Genomic DNA, 16,058 nt, shown 5'->3' with positions numbered 1-16,058 from the left:
GCGCATTCCCAATTTCGCGCGGCAAGGCTCCAGCATTCGGGAGAAGACACCATGTCGAAGATCGCTATCGTGGGGTCCGGCTTTATCGGCCGGGCCTGGGCCATCTCATTTGCCCGCGCGGGCTACGAGGTTTGCCTCTGGGACGTGGACCCGGCGGCGCCAGAGGCCGCGCTTTCCTATATCGCAGATGTGCTTGAAGACCTGGCGGCAAACGACCTGCTGAACGGGCAGGAACCGGCGGAGGTCATGCCCCGGCTTTGTGCCGAAGCCGACCTGGCGACCGCGCTGAAGGATACGATCCACGTCCAGGAAAACGCGCCGGAAGATCTGGAGATCAAGAAGGACCTCTATACACAGCTCGACAAGCTCGTCGCGCCGGAGACGATCCTTGCCAGTTCGACGTCGGCCCTTCTGCCGTCCAGATTCACCGAACATCTCGACGGTCGTGCACGTTGCCTTGTGGCGCATCCGATCAATCCGCCCTACCTGATCAAGGCTGTCGAGGTTGTCCCCTCCCCCTGGACCAGTGCAGACGCCATGGAGGCCACCCGCCGGCTGATGATCGAGGCCGGGCAATCGCCGATCATGATGACCGGCGAAATTGACGGCTTCATCATGAACCGCATGCAGGGCGCGCTTCTGGAAGAAGCCTTCCGGCTGGTCGAGGGAGGTCATGCCAGTGCAGAAGATGTCGATATCGGTATCCGCGAGGGGCTGGCTGCCCGCTGGGCCTTTATGGGTCCATTCGAGACCATCGACCTCAATGCCCCGGGCGGCGTGCGGGACTATGCGACCCGCTATCAAGGCATGTTCGCCAATATGTTCGAGCAGATGAAGACCCGCGTTGACTGGGCAGGTCCCGTGCTCGACGAGATCGAAAGCGATCGCCGCAAACGTCTGGCGTCCGACAAACTCGAAGAACGCCAAAAATGGCGGGACCGGCGTCTGATGGCGCTGGCGGCCCACAAACGCGCGCAAGACAGGGAGACAGGACAATGAGTGCAGCCAGTACAGCCAATCCGCTCAAGGGCAAGGTGATCATCACCTGTGCGCTCACGGGTTCCATTCATACGCCGACCATGTCGCCGCATCTGCCGATCACACCGGATGAAATCGTCGCCGAAGCCGTCAAGGCCGCAGAGGCTGGCGCAGCCGTGCTGCATCTTCATGCACGAGACCCGGAAACCGGCAAACCGGATCAGACCTCCGCGGGCTTTGCGCGCTTCCTGCCGCGCATCAAACAGTCGACCAATGCTGCGCTGAACCTCACCACCGGTGGCAGTCCCTATATGACGGTGGAGGAACGGGTAAGACCAGCTGCTCAGTTCAAGCCCGAGGTGGCGTCCCTAAACATGGGATCCATGAACTTCGGCCTGTTTCACCTTGCGGAGAAATACGACAGCTTCAAGCATGACTGGGAAAAGCCGTTTCTGGAGTCCACCCGCGATCTGGTGTTCCGCAACTCCTTCAAGGACATCGAATACGTCCTGTCGACCTGCTACGAGAACGACACCCGCTTCGAGTTCGAGTGTTACGACATCTCGCACCTCTACAACCTCGCGCATTTCGTCGATCGGGGCCTCGTCAAACCGCCGTTCTTCGTTCAATCGGTCTTCGGTCTTCTCGGCGGGATCGGAACCCATCCCGAAGACGTCCTGCACATGAAACGGACCGCAGATCGCCTGTTTGGAGATGCCTATCGATGGTCGGTGTTGGGAGCAGGCTCGGCCCAACTCAGGATCGCCGCACAAGCGGCTGCCCTTGGCGGCAACGTTCGGGTCGGGCTCGAGGACAGCCTTTGGGCCGGAAAAGGCAAGCTGGCCGAATCCAGCGCAGATCAGGTCACGATGGTCCGCAAGATCATTGAGGGCCTTGGGCTTGAGATCGCAACGCCGGACGAAGCGCGCGAGATCCTGTCGCTCAAGGGGCCTGACAAGGTCGGATTTTAAAGAAGAAGCAGCATCGCGGCGCGTCTAGATGACGTAGCTCACAGGCGCCGCGATGCTTTGCTGATCTGCAAGGGCCTTTTGCAACTCGGCAGCATCGACCGCATCGCTGAAGAGAGATCCCTGGGCCTGATCACAGCCTATGGACTGAAGGAACCTGGCTTCCGCGTAGTTTTCCACGCCGGCCGCGATGACCGTCAGATTGAAGCTCTTCGACAGATCGACGATGGAGCGGACAATCAAGGTGTTCTGGTGAGACAGGGACAAAGCCTTGATGAATGACCTGTCGATCTTGATCGCGTCGATCGGATAGTCGCGCAGATGCGTCAGGGACGCGAAACCGGCACCGAAGTCATCGAGCGTGATCGAGACGCCCGCCTCGCGCAGATCGGACAAGATGCGATGCACACATTCGATTTCGTCATTCAGCAGAACATTCTCTGTCACCTCGAGACGGATCATGTCTGGCGGAATGCTGCAATCGCTTAGCTGCGACAGAAATCCGGACGCGAAATCATCGGTCTGGAACCAGTATTTCGATGCGTTGATGCTGATCCGTCCGGGCGTAAAGCCCTGGTTCTGCCAGTTCTTCAGATTTTCCAGCACAATCTGGAAAACGCTGCTGTCGACGACGCGCGCGCTCTCAGGGTCCTTAAAGGCATCCCAGAAGTCGTCAGGCCCAAGCAGGCTGCCGTTTGGCTCGGACACGCGCACAAGGGCCTCCGCCCCTTTGATCGACATGTCGCTCAGATCCACTATCGGCTGATAATGCGCCTTGAGCCGGCGCGACCGATGTGCGCTGCGGACAACGTCAATCGCCTTCTGGCGGCTGTCAAAAACCTGCCTCAACGTCTTTTCATAGTAGCCGACCCGTCCACGCCCGGAGCGTTTGACCCGGTAAAGGGCCATGTCAGCGCATTTCATCAGGTCCTCGGCGGTCGATGCGTCCTGCGGGGCAAAGGCGACGCCGATCGAAGCGCTGACATAAACGGATGTCCCTTCGAAGGGGACAGGTTCCTTGATCCGTGAAATCAGTTTGTTCGCCGTCTCGGCGGGTGTCTCGGGGCCACTCAATGGCACGATGACGGCGAATTCATCTCCGCCGACCCGTGCGCAAAAACTGCCCTTGCAGGAGATTTCCCGGATCCGTTGGGCGACCACCCGAATGACCTCATCCCCGGCCAGATGACCAAGACTGTCGTTTGCGAGCTTGAAACCGTCCAGGTCGATCAGGATCAGGGCATGCTCGCGCGGCGCACCGCCGCAGCCTTTCATCATCTCCTCCAGCTCGGACTGAAACCAGTGCCGATTGCCAAGGCCGGAAAGCGAGTCGACGTGAGCGGCCTGCCAGAGCACCTGCTCGTGTTCGTACTGTTCCGTAATGTCCTGGATGACGCCGATCAGCATTTCTTCATCTGTTCCGGCGTCTTCGAGCTCGCCCATGAAACGGACACGCCGTTGCCGACCGGTGTGGGTGACGAAATCCGTCTCGACGAGAAATGGCGCCCCGACCTCAATCGACTGAGAGATGATGGCCTCCACCTCCGCGCGCGCGGACTCCGGATAGAAGGACAGAGCCATTTCAAGGTCGAGCGGCGTTCCGATCGGCAGGTCGTGCAACCTGTAGACCTGATCGGACCAGGTCAGAACGTTCGTATTACGGTCGAGCCGCCAAGCGCCGATTTTGGCCAGGCTCTCGATCTGCTTCAGAAGCTTGTGCTGGCTCGCGACCTTGGCGTTTTGCGCATGAGCCAGGATGCTCGACTGCTTGGCGAGTGCCATGGTCTTGTAGGAGCGCAGCAGTCCCTCGACCACCAACGCCAAGCGTTCCAGCTGCTTTAGTTGAAATTCGGTAGGCTGGCGAGGCTTGTCGTCCATGACGCACAAGGTCCCCAGATAGTGGACCTGGTCAATGGAAAGAGGGTAGCCGGCATAGAACCGAATATGGGGTTCACCCGTCACCTGCGGGTTGTCAGCGAACCTCGGATCCTTCTGCGTATCCGGAACCACCATGGGCTTTCCGGTGGCGATCGCGTGGCTGCAGAACGAGACATCGCGCGGCGTCGATTCCACCGAAACGCCAACGCAGGATTTGAACCACTGCTGCTGTTCCTCCACGAGGCTCACGAGCGCGATCGGACACTCAAGGATGGATGCCGCCAGCTCGGTGATGGCGTCAAATTCGGGGTCCTTGGGCGTTCGAAGTATATCCAGAGCGCGCAGGGACGATAGACGTCCTGCTTCGTTCTCCGGCAGAGGATAGCTGCCTGCGCCCATACGGTCCCCACTACGTCATTCAACGTGGCAACCCTAGCGGGAATTTCATAACAAAATTAAAATCCCAAAACTGTAAATTTACTCCTTGTTAAAATTCACTATCAAACAATAAATCTAACTGAAAATACTTATAGCCTTCCTCTACCACATACATCTCGAAAGAAAACAATTACCATCGATTTGGAACACGTGATTTTCGATGAATTGAACAATATCAAAAGAATCACTCATCGCAACGATCGAACGTTTAACTCTCAGGAACTCTTCTCTTTTTCGCGTGTGGCCAGTTCCAGTGCTTCCGTCAATTTATCCTGATCGCCAACAAACGCTGCCAGCACCAGGACCAGCCGCGCGTTCAATGCGTCGCTCTCTGCCTTGCTGAGCCCTTCGTGGGCCGCGAGGAGCTGCGCATAGAAGTCATCAGGGTGGGTGAAGCCGGTCTTGTCGATCATATTGCCTGGAGCCTTCGTCATTGCATTACCGAATTTGCAAGCACAGTGTCCATAGCGGCAGCAACGGCCCCGGCGTCATAGTCCAGCCACCTGGCCGCAACATGCTGATCGGGCCGCAGCAGATAGACCGCAGCTTTGGCGTCCGACAGATAGCGATCCCTGAGGTCTGATCCCACATTGCCTTCGGAAATGGACAGGCCGCGCAGGACTATCCCGTCATGATCCGTGCTCTTGGGCACCTCGCACCCTAGACCCAGCAGCGTGAAACCGTCCGGCAGCTGGTTCAGCAGCCAGCCTTTGCCCAAGGGCGCGTCGCAAGCCGGGGCGCCTGGCCGGGTTCGCTGCGGCAGTTGAGCAATGATCTCGCCATTGAGCGGAGATCCGTCATAGGTGCTGGGCAGGGACAGCCGGCCGGAATTGACCATGGGGCGGGCAAAAGCATGCTCCTCGGCCAGATCAAGAACCGCATTGCGGAAAATCCTGCTGATGTCAGACTTCGGGGTGATGAAATCCGTCGAGCGACTTGAATTCAGAATGTTCTCATCGGCCGCCTGAACACGCTCCACGTCATAGCTGTCGAGCAGACCATCAGATGCCTTGCCTTGCAGAACGAGTTTGAGTTTCCACGCGAGGTTTTCCGCATCCTGAAACCCGGAATTGGCACCCCGCGCGCCGAATGGCGACACCTGATGTGCGCTGTCTCCTGCAAAGAGCACCCGGCCATGGCGGAACCTTTCCATGCGGCGGCACTGGAAGGTGTAGATGGACACCCATTCGAGTTTGAACTCGACGTCTTCCCCGAGCATTTGCTTCAGGCGGGGAATGACCTTTTCCGGTTTCTTCTCTTCGTCCTTGTCGATGTCCCAGCCAAGCTGCAGGTCGATCCGCCAGACCCCGTCGGGTTGCTTGTGCAGGAGCGCCGACTGTCCCTTGTTGAACGGAGGATCGAACCAGAACCAGCGCTCCACCGGGAAGTCGGCTTTCATGGTCACATCGGCGATGAGGAAATTGTCTTCAAAGACGCGCCCGATGAAATCGAGACCCATCATGCCGCGGGTCGGAGAATTGGCGCCGTCACAGGCGACGAGCCAGTCACAGGTGAGATCGTAGGCGCCTTCCGGCGTTTCAACGGTCAGGCGGCTGCCTGTAGCAGAGGTTTCAAGCGCCGACAGCCTGTTGTTGCCCCGGATCTGGATCGGCTTGCCTTCAGCCTGCAGCTGGCGCACACGCTCGACGAGATAGAGCTCGCAATAATACTGCTGCAAATTGACGAAGGCGGGATGCTTGTGCCCTTCCTCCGGCAGCAGGTTGAAGTCATAGACCTTGCGGTCGCCGAAGAAGACCTGCCCGACGTTCCAGACAACGCCCTTCTCCACGAAAGCATCTGCGCAACCAAGCCGGTCCATGATCTCCAGCGTGCGCTTGGAAAAGCAGATGGCCCTGGAGCCGAAGCTGACCTTGTCGTTTTCGTCCAGGACCACGACGGGAACGTTCGACATGGCCAGATCGATGGCGGTTGCCAGCCCCACCGGGCCGGCGCCGACGACCACGATCGGATGATTGACTGTTGATGTTGCATCCTGATCCGGCGAACGCTCGTAGGGATAGAGCGGCGTTTCGAAGATCTGGGTCATGCCTTCCTCCCGGGAACCAAGGACATTCGTCTATTGCAGTTTTTGGGCCGCGTCATGCCGGTCGAACTCAAGAAAGAATTCATCCAGCTGAGGAGGCGCTACACTGGTTCTGGACAGCATTGCGTGGGCCTGCCCCCGATGATGGATCTGATGCTGAAAGAGATGCAGCAAGGTGCGGTCGATCCGCTCCCGGCGAACACCCTTTTCTCCCCGGTCCTGATCTACCGACTTTGTCAGGTCATCAGTCAAAAGAGCATCACAGAAGGTGATCAGGGCTGCATCCACGTCGCTCTGCATTGCCTGAAGTTCGGCAGCTGTTCGCGGCAGGAGATCATCATAAAGCGAAAGCCCCCGACCCTCTTCCTTCAGCGCATCCAGATAGTAGCGATCGACAGCGAGGATATGCTGCAGCGTTTCCCGGATCGAGGGAAAGAAGCCGGAACGCCCGGCCTCAAACTCGATTTGTGACAGCTGGCAGCAAGCGTCATAAAGGCGCTGGTTGGCCCAGGCGTTGTTGCGCGCCTGAAGACGCAGCTGCTCGATTGCCTCCATGCGCATTACCCCTGCAGCTGCGCCCACATCTCAGCATCGCGTTCAGCGGTCCAGATCCGCGGCGTTTCGATGCCGCGCGCCTCATCGAAGGCCCGGGCCACGTTGAATGGCAGGCAATGTTCGTAGATGGCGAAGTCCTTGAACTTGTCATCGCACTCGGCACGCACCGCCTCCCAGGCTTCCTTCAGCGTGCCGCCACGGGCAACGACCTTGGTCACCGGGCGATAGGTGCTTTCAACAAAGTCACGGGTGCAATCGATGGCGGCTTCCACCATATCCAGACCGATCAACGCATCCCCGCGCCCCGGTGCGATCGCCTGAGGATCGAAGGAGCGGATCATGTCCAGCGTGTCGCCCCAATCCTCAAAGTGGCCGTCGCCGCAGTAACAGGCAGAGTGATATTCAACGATATCGCCCGTGAACATCACCTCTTCGTCCGGCACCCAGGCGACAATATCTCCTGCCGTATGGGCGCGGCCGAGATGCATCAGATCCACCCGGCGTTTGCCCAGATAGACCGTCATGCGCTCGGAGAAGGTCGTTGTCGGGTAAGTCAGGCCCGGAATGCTCTCATGGCCCTGAAACAGGCGCGGGAAGCGCTCGAATTCGGACGCCCAGTCCTCGGCGCCACGTTCCTCGACCATTGCACGGGCGGCATCGCCCATGATCACCGTCGGAGCGTTGTAAGCCGACGCTCCCAGAACACGGACAGCATGGTAATGGGTCAGCACCAGGTGGGAAATTGGCTTTTCGGTGACCGAGCGGACCTTCTCGATCACCTTGTTCGCAAGGCGTGGCGTGGCCTGCGCCTCGATGATCATGACGCTGTCGTCGCCGATGATCACGCCCGAGTTCGGGTCCCCTTCTGCGGTAAAGGCCCACAGGTCACGGCCGATCTCCGTGAAGGAAATTTCCTTTTCCGCCATGTCGCCAGCTGATGCGAATTTCTTGGTCATGTACTCGTCCTATATATGCCCGCGTCTCAGCGGCTTTTTCTGTCTCGGCGCGTGAACGCCCAAATTGCTGGTATTCTCAGACGTCCTCTCGCCCTGCCCAGATCTGCCACGAGCATGGCGGCGGCGGCCAAATGTCGATTACGAGGCGTCGTAGGGCTGAACCACTTGCTCAATCGCCCCGAAGATCGAATGGCCGGTCTTGTCCATCATTTCGATGCGGACCGCATCGCCGAACCTCATGAAAGGCGTTTCCGGCTGTCCGAGTTTGATGGTCTCGATCATGCGGATCTCGGCAATGCAGGAATAGCCAACCCCGCCTTCCGAAACCGGCTTGCCCGGACCGCCATCCAGCTTGTTCGAGACCGTGCCCGAACCGATGATTGTTCCAGCAGACAGAGGCCGGGTCTTGGCGGCATGGGCAATGAGCTGCGGGAAATCGAAGGTCATGTCGATGCCGGCTTCGGCGCGGCCAAAGGCCTTGCCGTTGTAATCAACGCGCAGCGGCAGGGAGAGCTTGCCGCCATCCCAGGCATCGCCCAGCGCGTCAGGCGTGACGGCGACCGGGGAAAACGCCGAGGAAGGCTTGGATTGAAAGAAACCAAAGCCCTTGCCGAGTTCCCCAGGGATCAACCCGCGCAGGGACACGTCATTGACGAGCATGATGAGGCGGATCGCGGCACGTGCCTGCTCGAGGCTCGCACCCATGGGCACATCGCCAACAACCACGGCAATCTCGCCTTCCATATCGATGCCATAGGCTTCGTCCGCCATGAGGATCGGGTCGCGCGGCGCCAGGAAGCTGTCGGAGCCGCCCTGATACATCAGCGGATCCGTCCAGAAGCTGTCCGGCATGTCCGCGTTGCGTGCCTTGCGCACCAGCTCCACGTGATTGACGTAAGCCGAGCCGTCTGCCCACTGATAGGCGCGGGGCAGCGGAGACAGGGCGTCATGTTCATGAAACCGCAGGGACGGAACCGCATCATGGTTGAGGCTCTCGGCCAGCACCTGCAGCTTTGGTGCCACCTTGTCCCAATCGTCGAGTGCGGCCTGAAGCGTCGACGCGATATGCATGGCCTCGGTGCAGCGGGTCAGTTCCTTGTTGACGATGACCAGCTTTCCGTCCCGGCTGCCGTCCTTGAGCGATGCAAGTTTCATAAGCGTTTCCTCGGTATCGTCAGACCGTCGTATCCGACCGTTGTTGTTCCTGAGAATTCGGGCGCACAGGCGTCGAGCCAATCCTGCTCTTCAAACCCTGGCAGGTCCGCCGGGATCAGATGATTGAGCACCAGATGAGACGTTTGCGCGCTCGCTGCGATCCTGGCCGCATCAGGAGCCAGCGTATGACTGTCCATCAAGTGCTGACGCAGCCGTTCACCGTTGCCCGTGATTTCAACGATCCGGTCCACGCCATGCTGCAGCATGGCTTCATGCACCAGGATATCGCAGCCACTTGCAAAATCGGCGAGCGGCGGGAAGAAGGCCGTGTCGGCCCCGAACACGGCAGACCATGAACCGATGTCGTCGGCGGCATCGAACCTGAGTGCAAAACAATCGGTGACCGGCGGATGATCGACCCGCAGGGCTGACACCTTCAGCGCGTCATCCTGGATGTCCAGTGCGCCCTCGCCGATCAGTCGGATCTCTATGAGATCACGCAGATCCGGCCGGCCCTCATCCTCGATCCTGAGATCGATGTCATAGCGCATCGAGGCCAGGAAACCGTCCCAGTAGTCCTGCAGATCGGCCGGACCATGGATCGTGACCTTTTTCGACAATCCTGTCGTCCAGGCCGTGTGGATCAACGGGCCGAGTTCCAGCACGTGATCGGAATGCATGTGGGTGATGAAGATCAGGTCCAGCTGTTTGAGCCAGACGCCTGCCTCGACAAGACCACGGGTCACTCCAAGCCCACAGTCAATGACGCAAGTCCGGCCTGCGATCTGCAAGAGAGAACTGGTGGGTGACGGGCCGCCCGGCCGGATGGCCGGACCGCCCTTGGATCCCAGAATGACCAGGCGATCCTGCTCGGCGTCTTCCGTTGCCTGTGCCATCACTTGTTCCAGTTGCCCTCGGGCGTGCCGTCGAATTTCTTTTCAAGGCTGTCCCAACAGTCGATGTAGTCGTCCTGCAGAGGAGCTTCCTTTGCAGCAAATCTGGTCAGATGCTGCGGAAAGCGGGTCTCGAACATGAAGGACATGGTGTTGTCCAGCTTTTCAGCCTTCAGATCCGACGTTGATGCGCCCTCAAAGGCATTCTTGTCCGGCCCGTGAGGCAGCATCATGTTGTGCAGGCTCATGCCACCGGGAACGAAGCCCTTCGGCTTGGCATCATACTGGCCGTAAATATTGCCCATCAGCTCGGACATGATGTTCTTGTGATACCAGGGCGGACGGAAGGTGTCTTCGGCTACCATCCAGCGCTCCCGAAACAAGACGAAGTCAATGTTGGCGGTTCCCGGAACCCCGGACGGCGCGGTCAGAACGGTGAAGATGGACGGATCGGGATGGTCGAACAGGATCGATCCGACCGGGCAATAGGTGCTCAGATCGTATTTCACCGGCGCATAATTTCCATGCCAGGCGACGATATCCAGCGGCGAATGGCCAATCTTCGTTTCATGGAACTGGCCACACCATTTGATGGTGATCTTGGAGGGCGTGTCGCGGTCCTCGAATGCAGCGACCGGCGTCTTGAAGTCGCGGCGATTGGCCATGCAATTGGCGCCAATCGGTCCGCGTCCCGGCAGCTCAAACTTCTGGCCATAGTTCTCGCAGACAAAGCCACGGGCGGGGCCTTCGAGAAGCTCCACCCTGTAGACCAGCCCACGGGGGATGATCGCGATTTCCTGCGGCGCAAGATCAATGACGCCGAGCTCGGTCGCCAGGCGCAGCTTGCCTTCCTGTGGCACGATCAAAAGCTCGCTGTCGGCGGAGTAGAAGTATTCGTCCACCATGGAAGCTGTGACCAGATAGATGTGGCTCGCCATGCCCACCTGCGTATTCACATCTCCGGCCGTTGTCATCGTGCGCATGCCGGTCAGCCAGGTCAGCTCTTCCGCCGTATGAGGCACCGGGTCCCAGCGGTACTGGCCGAGCGACACCACGTCGGGATCTACATGGGGCGCCGACTTCCAGAAAGGCAGGTCGATTTTCGCGTAACGGGTGGAATGCTTCACGGACGGCCGGATGCGATAACACCATGTGCGCTCGTTCTGATGGCTGGGAGCGGTGAACGCCGTGCCGGACAGTTGCTCGGCATAGAGGCCATAGGGGCATTTTTGCGGGCTGTTCATTCCCTGCGGCAAAGCGCCAGCAAGGGCCTCGGTCTCAAAGTCGTTGCCAAAGCCGGGCATGTACTCGAGCGCATTTTGACCCGCGGTCTGAACGCTGTCGTGACGCATGTGCTGGTTCCTCCCAAAAACGGGGCGCATGTGAATTAGTTTCACTTGTAACTTTCTGGCCAAGAAGGGTCAAGCCTCGAAAACGCCTGATCGACCCGGACCTCCCGCGCATTGTCCAAACCTACATGAAATCGCAGGTCTTGAGCCGTTTCGCGCCCCTTTGCCGGTCAAGGAAAGACAAAGAGCGACGCTCAGACCTGCCCGCCTACCGGGCTCCTACTTGTCATTCGCGAGATTGTTCGCTATAAGAACAAAATAAGAACATTTGAGGTTTGAGACATGCGCCTTCCGCTGACCGACACCCCAGGACCTGAAAAATTTATCGCGGCACACGCAGCCGGCATTGGCTATTCCCGGCTCGGCCTGCCTCAAGACCAAATCGACGGTGGAGAGGCGCAGAAGGGTGACGCTACGCCTGTCACATCACCCGAAGTTCAGACGATCCTGCTTTATCTGCGCAAGACGCGCAAGAAGGCAGAAACCGTAAGAGAGAATGCACCTGCAGGCAGCTATCTCGATGGCGTCCTCAGCCGCACGATTGCCGGCATTGACCAGGAAATCAGCCAATTGCGATACCTGCTCAACTCAGCCGATGATGCAACGAAAACGCTTTCCGGCAGACCGCAGCGCATGCGTCCTGCTCTGTGAATCCGGCTCGATGGGAACGCCGCTAGTTGAGACAAAGCGAAATTAACTATTTCTGAATGTTTCGAGATCTGCTTACTCAAGTTTAGTTTACCAGACCTTCGCGCAATGATAGCAATAGATGCAGATTAACAGGTTGTTAACGATCAATTCTATTGGGCGACGGGGCACTCAATGTTTCTGGCTGACATGACGACATTTGCGATGTGCCTCATCTACATGCTGCTGGCACTTCCGTTTTTCACTGTGTGCTGGCTGGAACTCGAAAGCCGCGAAGGCACGCATCCGATCTGCTATGCGCTGATCCTTTTGATCACCGTCTTCTGGCCACTGGTCACCGTTGCCATCGCAATGCTTGTGCTCTTGTTGCAATCGTTTGCGCCCGCGCGCCTCAACGCCGACCGGCCTTCCAGCACAAATCCGCCCGTGGTCTGATCAGGCTGCCGCTTCGTCGCCTGGTGCTGTCTGCCAGCCCAGATCGGTCAGCGTCACGATACGGTTGCCGCGCAGGTCTGTGGCACAGACCAGAAAACCGCGCTCTTCCATATGACTGAGCAGCCAGCGCGCCCGCCCGGGAGACCGGGTGCCGTAAGCTGTCGCGATCTCGATATTGCCCGGACACGGCGCCTTCGCGAGTGCCGCTTTCGCCAAAAGCAGATAGACCCCGCGCATGTCCTCGGGAAGTTCGGCGGCGATCAGCTCGGCCTGCTGCCAGTCGCTGTCGTCCACATCGCCCTTTTCGACGCCGGCACGCGCGACAGAGAGCTTTTCGCGGAAGGCCTGCAAATCCGGTGCACCGCCGGCCAGCTTGGCGATGCGGCAGCGCACCTGAAAGTCCTGATAAAGCGAGGCAATCGGCTGAAACGCGGCGTCCGGCTCGTCAAGAATCTCGCCAATGATCTTGTCGATGGTTCCTTCGCGCTCGCCATAGTCGAGAAGGCTTGCGGCCGGTTCAATCTCCGCCCCGGCCGCGTCCTCCGCGCCAGACAGCTGGGTCAGAACGTCAGAGGTGGAGGCAACCGGCTCGGGCGCGCGAACACGCCGGGGCGCTTCCTCATCGGCCGAACGGGTGAAGATCAGGTCCTTGGCCTCTTCCTTGGGCTGGTCCGGCAACGGCATCAGCTTGTGGGTTCCACCACGCCCTGCGGTTTCGACCGGTCCGATCTTCACAGACACCGGTCGGCGCGAGAGCGCGGGGCCGAGGGCGACGAAATGGCCCCGATCGAGGTTGCGGAAAGTCTCCGCTGTCCGGCGTTCCATGCCCAGAAGATCGGCGGCGCGGGCCATGTCGATATCGAGGAAGGTGCGGCCCATGAGAAAGTTCGATGCTTCGGCGGCGACGTTCTTGGCGAGCTTTGCCAGCCGCTGTGTCGCGATGATGCCCGCCAGACCGCGTTTCCGGCCGCGGCACATGAGGTTGGTCATGGCCCCCAGAGAACGCCTTCGGGCTTCTTCGCTCACTTCCCCGGCGGCGGCCGGGGCGAACAACTGGGCCTCATCGACCACCACCAGCATCGGGTACCAAAGGTCCCGGTCAGCATCGAACAGGCCATCAAGGAACGTGGCGGCGGCCTTCATCTGCCGGTCGGCGTCGAGACCTTCGAGGTTGAGCACGACAGACACGCGGTGCTGGCGCACACGGCCGGCGATCATCTGGAGGTCTTTTTCCGTGCCGACCGCATCGACGACCACATGGCCGTATTTCTCGGCAAGAGAGACGAAATCTCCCTCCGGATCGATGATTGCCTGCTGGACCCAGGGCGCGGACTGCTCCAGCAGGCGGCGCAGAAGGTGCGATTTTCCCGATCCGGAATTGCCCTGTACCAGGAGCCGGGTGGCCAGAAGTTCTTCCAGATCCATTCCGGCACGAGCGTTGCCCGCCATTTCCCCGATGTCGATACTAACCGTCATTCATCATCCCGAAGATCGCCGTCGGCGATACACATGCTTTTCTTGGCCTTTGCCCGTCTGCGGCGTCATGATCGGGCCGGCAGACGGAGCAGGCACTCGGAAATGCCCAAGACGCCATATTCAGATACCAAGGTTCCCTGATTCCCGGGCCTGCGCAACGCGAAGCGCGCGCTCTCCTTTCGGAAAGCCACAGGCAAAGCGTCTTTGAAATCGCGACATGAGCCCGGCACTTCAATTCAGCACCTTGGACGCCCGCAGTATCTACAGCTCTTGAGCAGCCGGGGCAACATGTGCGCCAAAGAAGAAACCCCTGCCGCCGGATGGCGACAGGGGCTGGGTCGGTACCTTGATTCAAGGCGGCGATGGGGCCTTTTTTTCGACCTGGGGATTGGCAAACCAGGGGCCTTTTGACCTTCCTTTCGGTTTGCCTTCCCCTTCACGGCTCATCTACTGATGCTCCGCAAATGTTATTTCAGTGCCAGCATTTTGCCGGCGGGGCGAGCCGCTAACGGGCGCCCAATCTCGTCAGATGCTTCAAGATCTCGCCTTCAAGACCCTCCAGGGTCTCTGCGAGATCGCTCTCAAATGCGGCGTCGCCGCCTTTGGCAAGCTCTTCAAGCATCACTTCATAGTCCCGGCAGATCTCGTCAAAGACCTCATCCAGCAATCGCAAGCTGACGATCTCTTCCGCTGCGAGACCGAATTTCTTCTGCCATCCCGTCAACTCGCGCCTCCTATGCCCGCGTCTGAAAGATTGCAGGGAACAAATTCGATGCACCCAACATCCACCGGAATTGTTATAAACAGGGAGTGTTTCACGGTTTAGTTCACCGGTTTCACAGTGTATCACCCTTCTATCACGCCGTTTCGGAGGATAAGATCGGGTATGGGCGGCAAGGAAAAAATCGAAGCACCAACGCTTCCGGACAGGGATTCGATCGAGGAAACTCTCGATGCCATCTGTGCGAGTGACGGCTTCGCTGCGGCGCAGCGGCTTCAGGATTTTCTTCGCTATGTGGTCATTGAGACCTTCGAAGGACGGGGCGCGCAAATCTTCGGCAAGACAATTGCCGAAGATGTCTACGAGCGCTCTCCCGACAAGGAAGGCGACAGTTCAAATCTGGTGCGCGTCGATGCGCGCAGACTTCGCCGTGCCCTCGAGAATTATTATGCCGGTCCGGGTGAAAACGACCGCATCCGCATTCACATCGACCCTGGTCAATATGCCGCTCGATTCGAAATCGCGGAACGTCGCGCTCCACCTGCGGCATCGCGATCTTTCTGGCGGCCGGGTCCCGTCGTGCTTGCCATCGCAGCAACAGCAGTCCTCGCGGTCGCCATCTTCTCTGTCATCCACATGTTCGTCTCTCACGAACATGAAACCGTTGCCCTTTCTCCGGCAGCCCCGCCGGCTGAAAGCCATCGCACGGCAAAGCGCGAAGCCTTCCTTGAAAAATCACCGGCCTCGGTCCACGCGTTCAACCTGACAGAGCAGGCTCGCAACTTCTATTATCCCGAGCTTGGCAAGAAGCCGCTGGCCGAAGCCCGCGCCTTGTATGAGAACGCCGTCAAACTGGATACGCACTATTTCGGCGCACATGCAGGGCTGGCGCAAGTGATCGGCTTTCAATCCTTTCACTTGCCGCCGGGTGCAGAGCGAGATGCCCTGCTGGATCTGGCTGAATTTCACGCCAAGGAAGCCGAAAAATACAACGCTGCTGACGCGTGGACCCAGTCCGCCCTTGCCTGGGCCGCCTTTGCCCGCCGCGACATTCCCGACGCCCGCATTCACGCTGCCCGGGCCTTGGAGATCGCGCCAGCAGACCTGTTTGCCGTCGATTTCGATGCCCTGATCTCGGTGCTCAGTGGCGACTACATTCGAACCATCTCGGTCACAGATCCCGCGCGCTATGCAGATCTTCCCCTGGATGGGCACCTGTTCCAGATCTGTGTCGGAGTTGCGAAATTTCACCTCGGTGACTTTACCGGCGCCATTGCCGCCCTTGAGAGAAACATGGAAACCGGCGGCCCCTCCGGACCGATCAACTTTGCCTATCTGATTGCAGCCAACCAGAAGGCCGGAGAGCTGGAACACGCGCGCCAGCTGCTCGAACAGTTCCGGACAACCTGGCCAACCACCCGGTTCGACCTGTTTCTGTATTCCTTCTTCATGGAGCGCGCGCCGGTCGACGATCTTGTGGCTGCTCTCAAGGAAGCTGGGTGGGAACCGCCGGAGACCTGAGCCAGCGGCGTCAAGTCACCCGAACCAGATCACGGGCCGGTCA

General features: G+C 59.1%; 15 protein-coding genes. 5 read left to right on the top strand and 10 right to left on the bottom strand.

The window, feature by feature from the left end; translation table 11 throughout:
* Window positions 1-51: 51 nt before the first annotated feature.
* Both IG617_RS00180 and kce read left to right on the top strand, forming a co-directional pair.
* Window positions 52-999 carry a 3-hydroxyacyl-CoA dehydrogenase gene (locus tag IG617_RS00180; RefSeq protein WP_192106226.1) on the top strand — a complete coding sequence of 316 codons (948 nt, stop codon included), beginning with the start codon at window positions 52-54 and terminating at the stop codon, window positions 997-999.
* On the top strand, window positions 996-1,949 hold the full coding sequence (gene kce, locus IG617_RS00175) for a 3,5-dioxohexanoate:acetyl-CoA acetone transferase (protein WP_192106224.1): 954 nt from the start codon (window positions 996-998) through the stop codon (window positions 1,947-1,949). Before IG617_RS00180 ends, kce begins: the two co-directional genes overlap by 4 nt.
* Window positions 1,950-1,973: 24 nt before the next feature.
* Here the strand turns inward: kce and IG617_RS00170 are convergent, their stop codons facing one another.
* The 8 genes from IG617_RS00170 to hmgA form a co-directional block, all read right to left on the bottom strand.
* The gene (locus tag IG617_RS00170) at window positions 1,974-4,223 is read right to left on the bottom strand and encodes a sensor domain-containing phosphodiesterase (protein WP_192106222.1); all 2,250 of its coding nucleotides are present in this window, start codon (window positions 4,221-4,223) and stop codon (window positions 1,974-1,976) included.
* Between the two features lie 254 nt (window positions 4,224-4,477).
* Entirely contained in the window at window positions 4,478-4,675 is a 198-nt protein-coding gene (locus tag IG617_RS00165) for a DUF2783 domain-containing protein (RefSeq protein WP_192106220.1), read from the bottom strand.
* A 17-nt stretch (window positions 4,676-4,692) separates the two neighbouring features.
* The gene (locus IG617_RS00160) at window positions 4,693-6,309 is read right to left on the bottom strand and encodes an FAD-dependent oxidoreductase (protein WP_192106219.1); all 1,617 of its coding nucleotides are present in this window, start codon (window positions 6,307-6,309) and stop codon (window positions 4,693-4,695) included.
* A gap of 30 nt (window positions 6,310-6,339) precedes the next feature.
* Window positions 6,340-6,861 (bottom strand): DinB family protein, encoded by a 522-nt coding sequence (locus tag IG617_RS00155; RefSeq protein ID WP_192106218.1) that lies wholly within the window; start codon window positions 6,859-6,861, stop codon window positions 6,340-6,342.
* A gap of 5 nt (window positions 6,862-6,866) precedes the next feature.
* Window positions 6,867-7,817, bottom strand: coding sequence for an MBL fold metallo-hydrolase (locus IG617_RS00150; RefSeq protein ID WP_192106217.1), 951 nt, complete (start codon window positions 7,815-7,817; stop codon window positions 6,867-6,869).
* A gap of 138 nt (window positions 7,818-7,955) precedes the next feature.
* Window positions 7,956-8,972: a fumarylacetoacetate hydrolase family protein gene (locus tag IG617_RS00145; protein ID WP_192106216.1), complete on the bottom strand. Its 1,017-nt coding sequence runs from the start codon at window positions 8,970-8,972 to the stop codon at window positions 7,956-7,958.
* A complete protein-coding gene (locus tag IG617_RS00140; protein ID WP_192106214.1) occupies window positions 8,969-9,868 on the bottom strand; it encodes an MBL fold metallo-hydrolase in 900 nt (299 codons plus the stop codon). The genes IG617_RS00145 and IG617_RS00140 overlap by 4 nt, the downstream gene beginning before the upstream one ends.
* Window positions 9,868-11,217, bottom strand: a complete 1,350-nt coding sequence (gene hmgA, locus IG617_RS00135; protein WP_192106212.1) for a homogentisate 1,2-dioxygenase — start codon at window positions 11,215-11,217, stop codon at window positions 9,868-9,870. The genes IG617_RS00140 and hmgA overlap by 1 nt, the downstream gene beginning before the upstream one ends.
* A gap of 279 nt (window positions 11,218-11,496) precedes the next feature.
* Between hmgA and IG617_RS00130 the strand changes: the two genes are divergently transcribed.
* Together IG617_RS00130 and IG617_RS00125 are read left to right on the top strand one after the other, a co-directional pair.
* Window positions 11,497-11,865: a hypothetical protein gene (locus IG617_RS00130; protein ID WP_192106210.1), complete on the top strand. Its 369-nt coding sequence runs from the start codon at window positions 11,497-11,499 to the stop codon at window positions 11,863-11,865.
* A 171-nt stretch (window positions 11,866-12,036) separates the two neighbouring features.
* The gene (locus tag IG617_RS00125; RefSeq protein ID WP_192106208.1) at window positions 12,037-12,297 is read left to right on the top strand and encodes a hypothetical protein; all 261 of its coding nucleotides are present in this window, start codon (window positions 12,037-12,039) and stop codon (window positions 12,295-12,297) included.
* On the opposite strand, the gene IG617_RS00120 is transcribed toward IG617_RS00125, so the two are convergent.
* The gene (locus IG617_RS00120) at window positions 12,298-13,773 is read right to left on the bottom strand and encodes a helicase HerA domain-containing protein (protein WP_192106205.1); all 1,476 of its coding nucleotides are present in this window, start codon (window positions 13,771-13,773) and stop codon (window positions 12,298-12,300) included.
* 505 nt (window positions 13,774-14,278) lie between these two features.
* Window positions 14,279-14,497 carry a hypothetical protein gene (locus IG617_RS00115; protein ID WP_192106203.1) on the bottom strand — a complete coding sequence of 73 codons (219 nt, stop codon included), beginning with the start codon at window positions 14,495-14,497 and terminating at the stop codon, window positions 14,279-14,281.
* Between the two features lie 162 nt (window positions 14,498-14,659).
* Between IG617_RS00115 and IG617_RS00110 the strand changes: the two genes are divergently transcribed.
* Window positions 14,660-16,015 (top strand): tetratricopeptide repeat protein, encoded by a 1,356-nt coding sequence (locus tag IG617_RS00110; protein WP_192106201.1) that lies wholly within the window; start codon window positions 14,660-14,662, stop codon window positions 16,013-16,015.
* Window positions 16,016-16,058 lie beyond the last annotated feature (43 nt).

The sequence above is a fragment of the Roseibium polysiphoniae genome, from assembly GCF_014842925.1.
Lineage (GTDB): Bacteria > Pseudomonadota > Alphaproteobacteria > Rhizobiales > Stappiaceae > Roseibium > Roseibium polysiphoniae.
The sequence above is the reverse complement of the archived record's forward strand: the minus strand, read 5'-3'. Positions and strand labels throughout refer to the sequence as shown.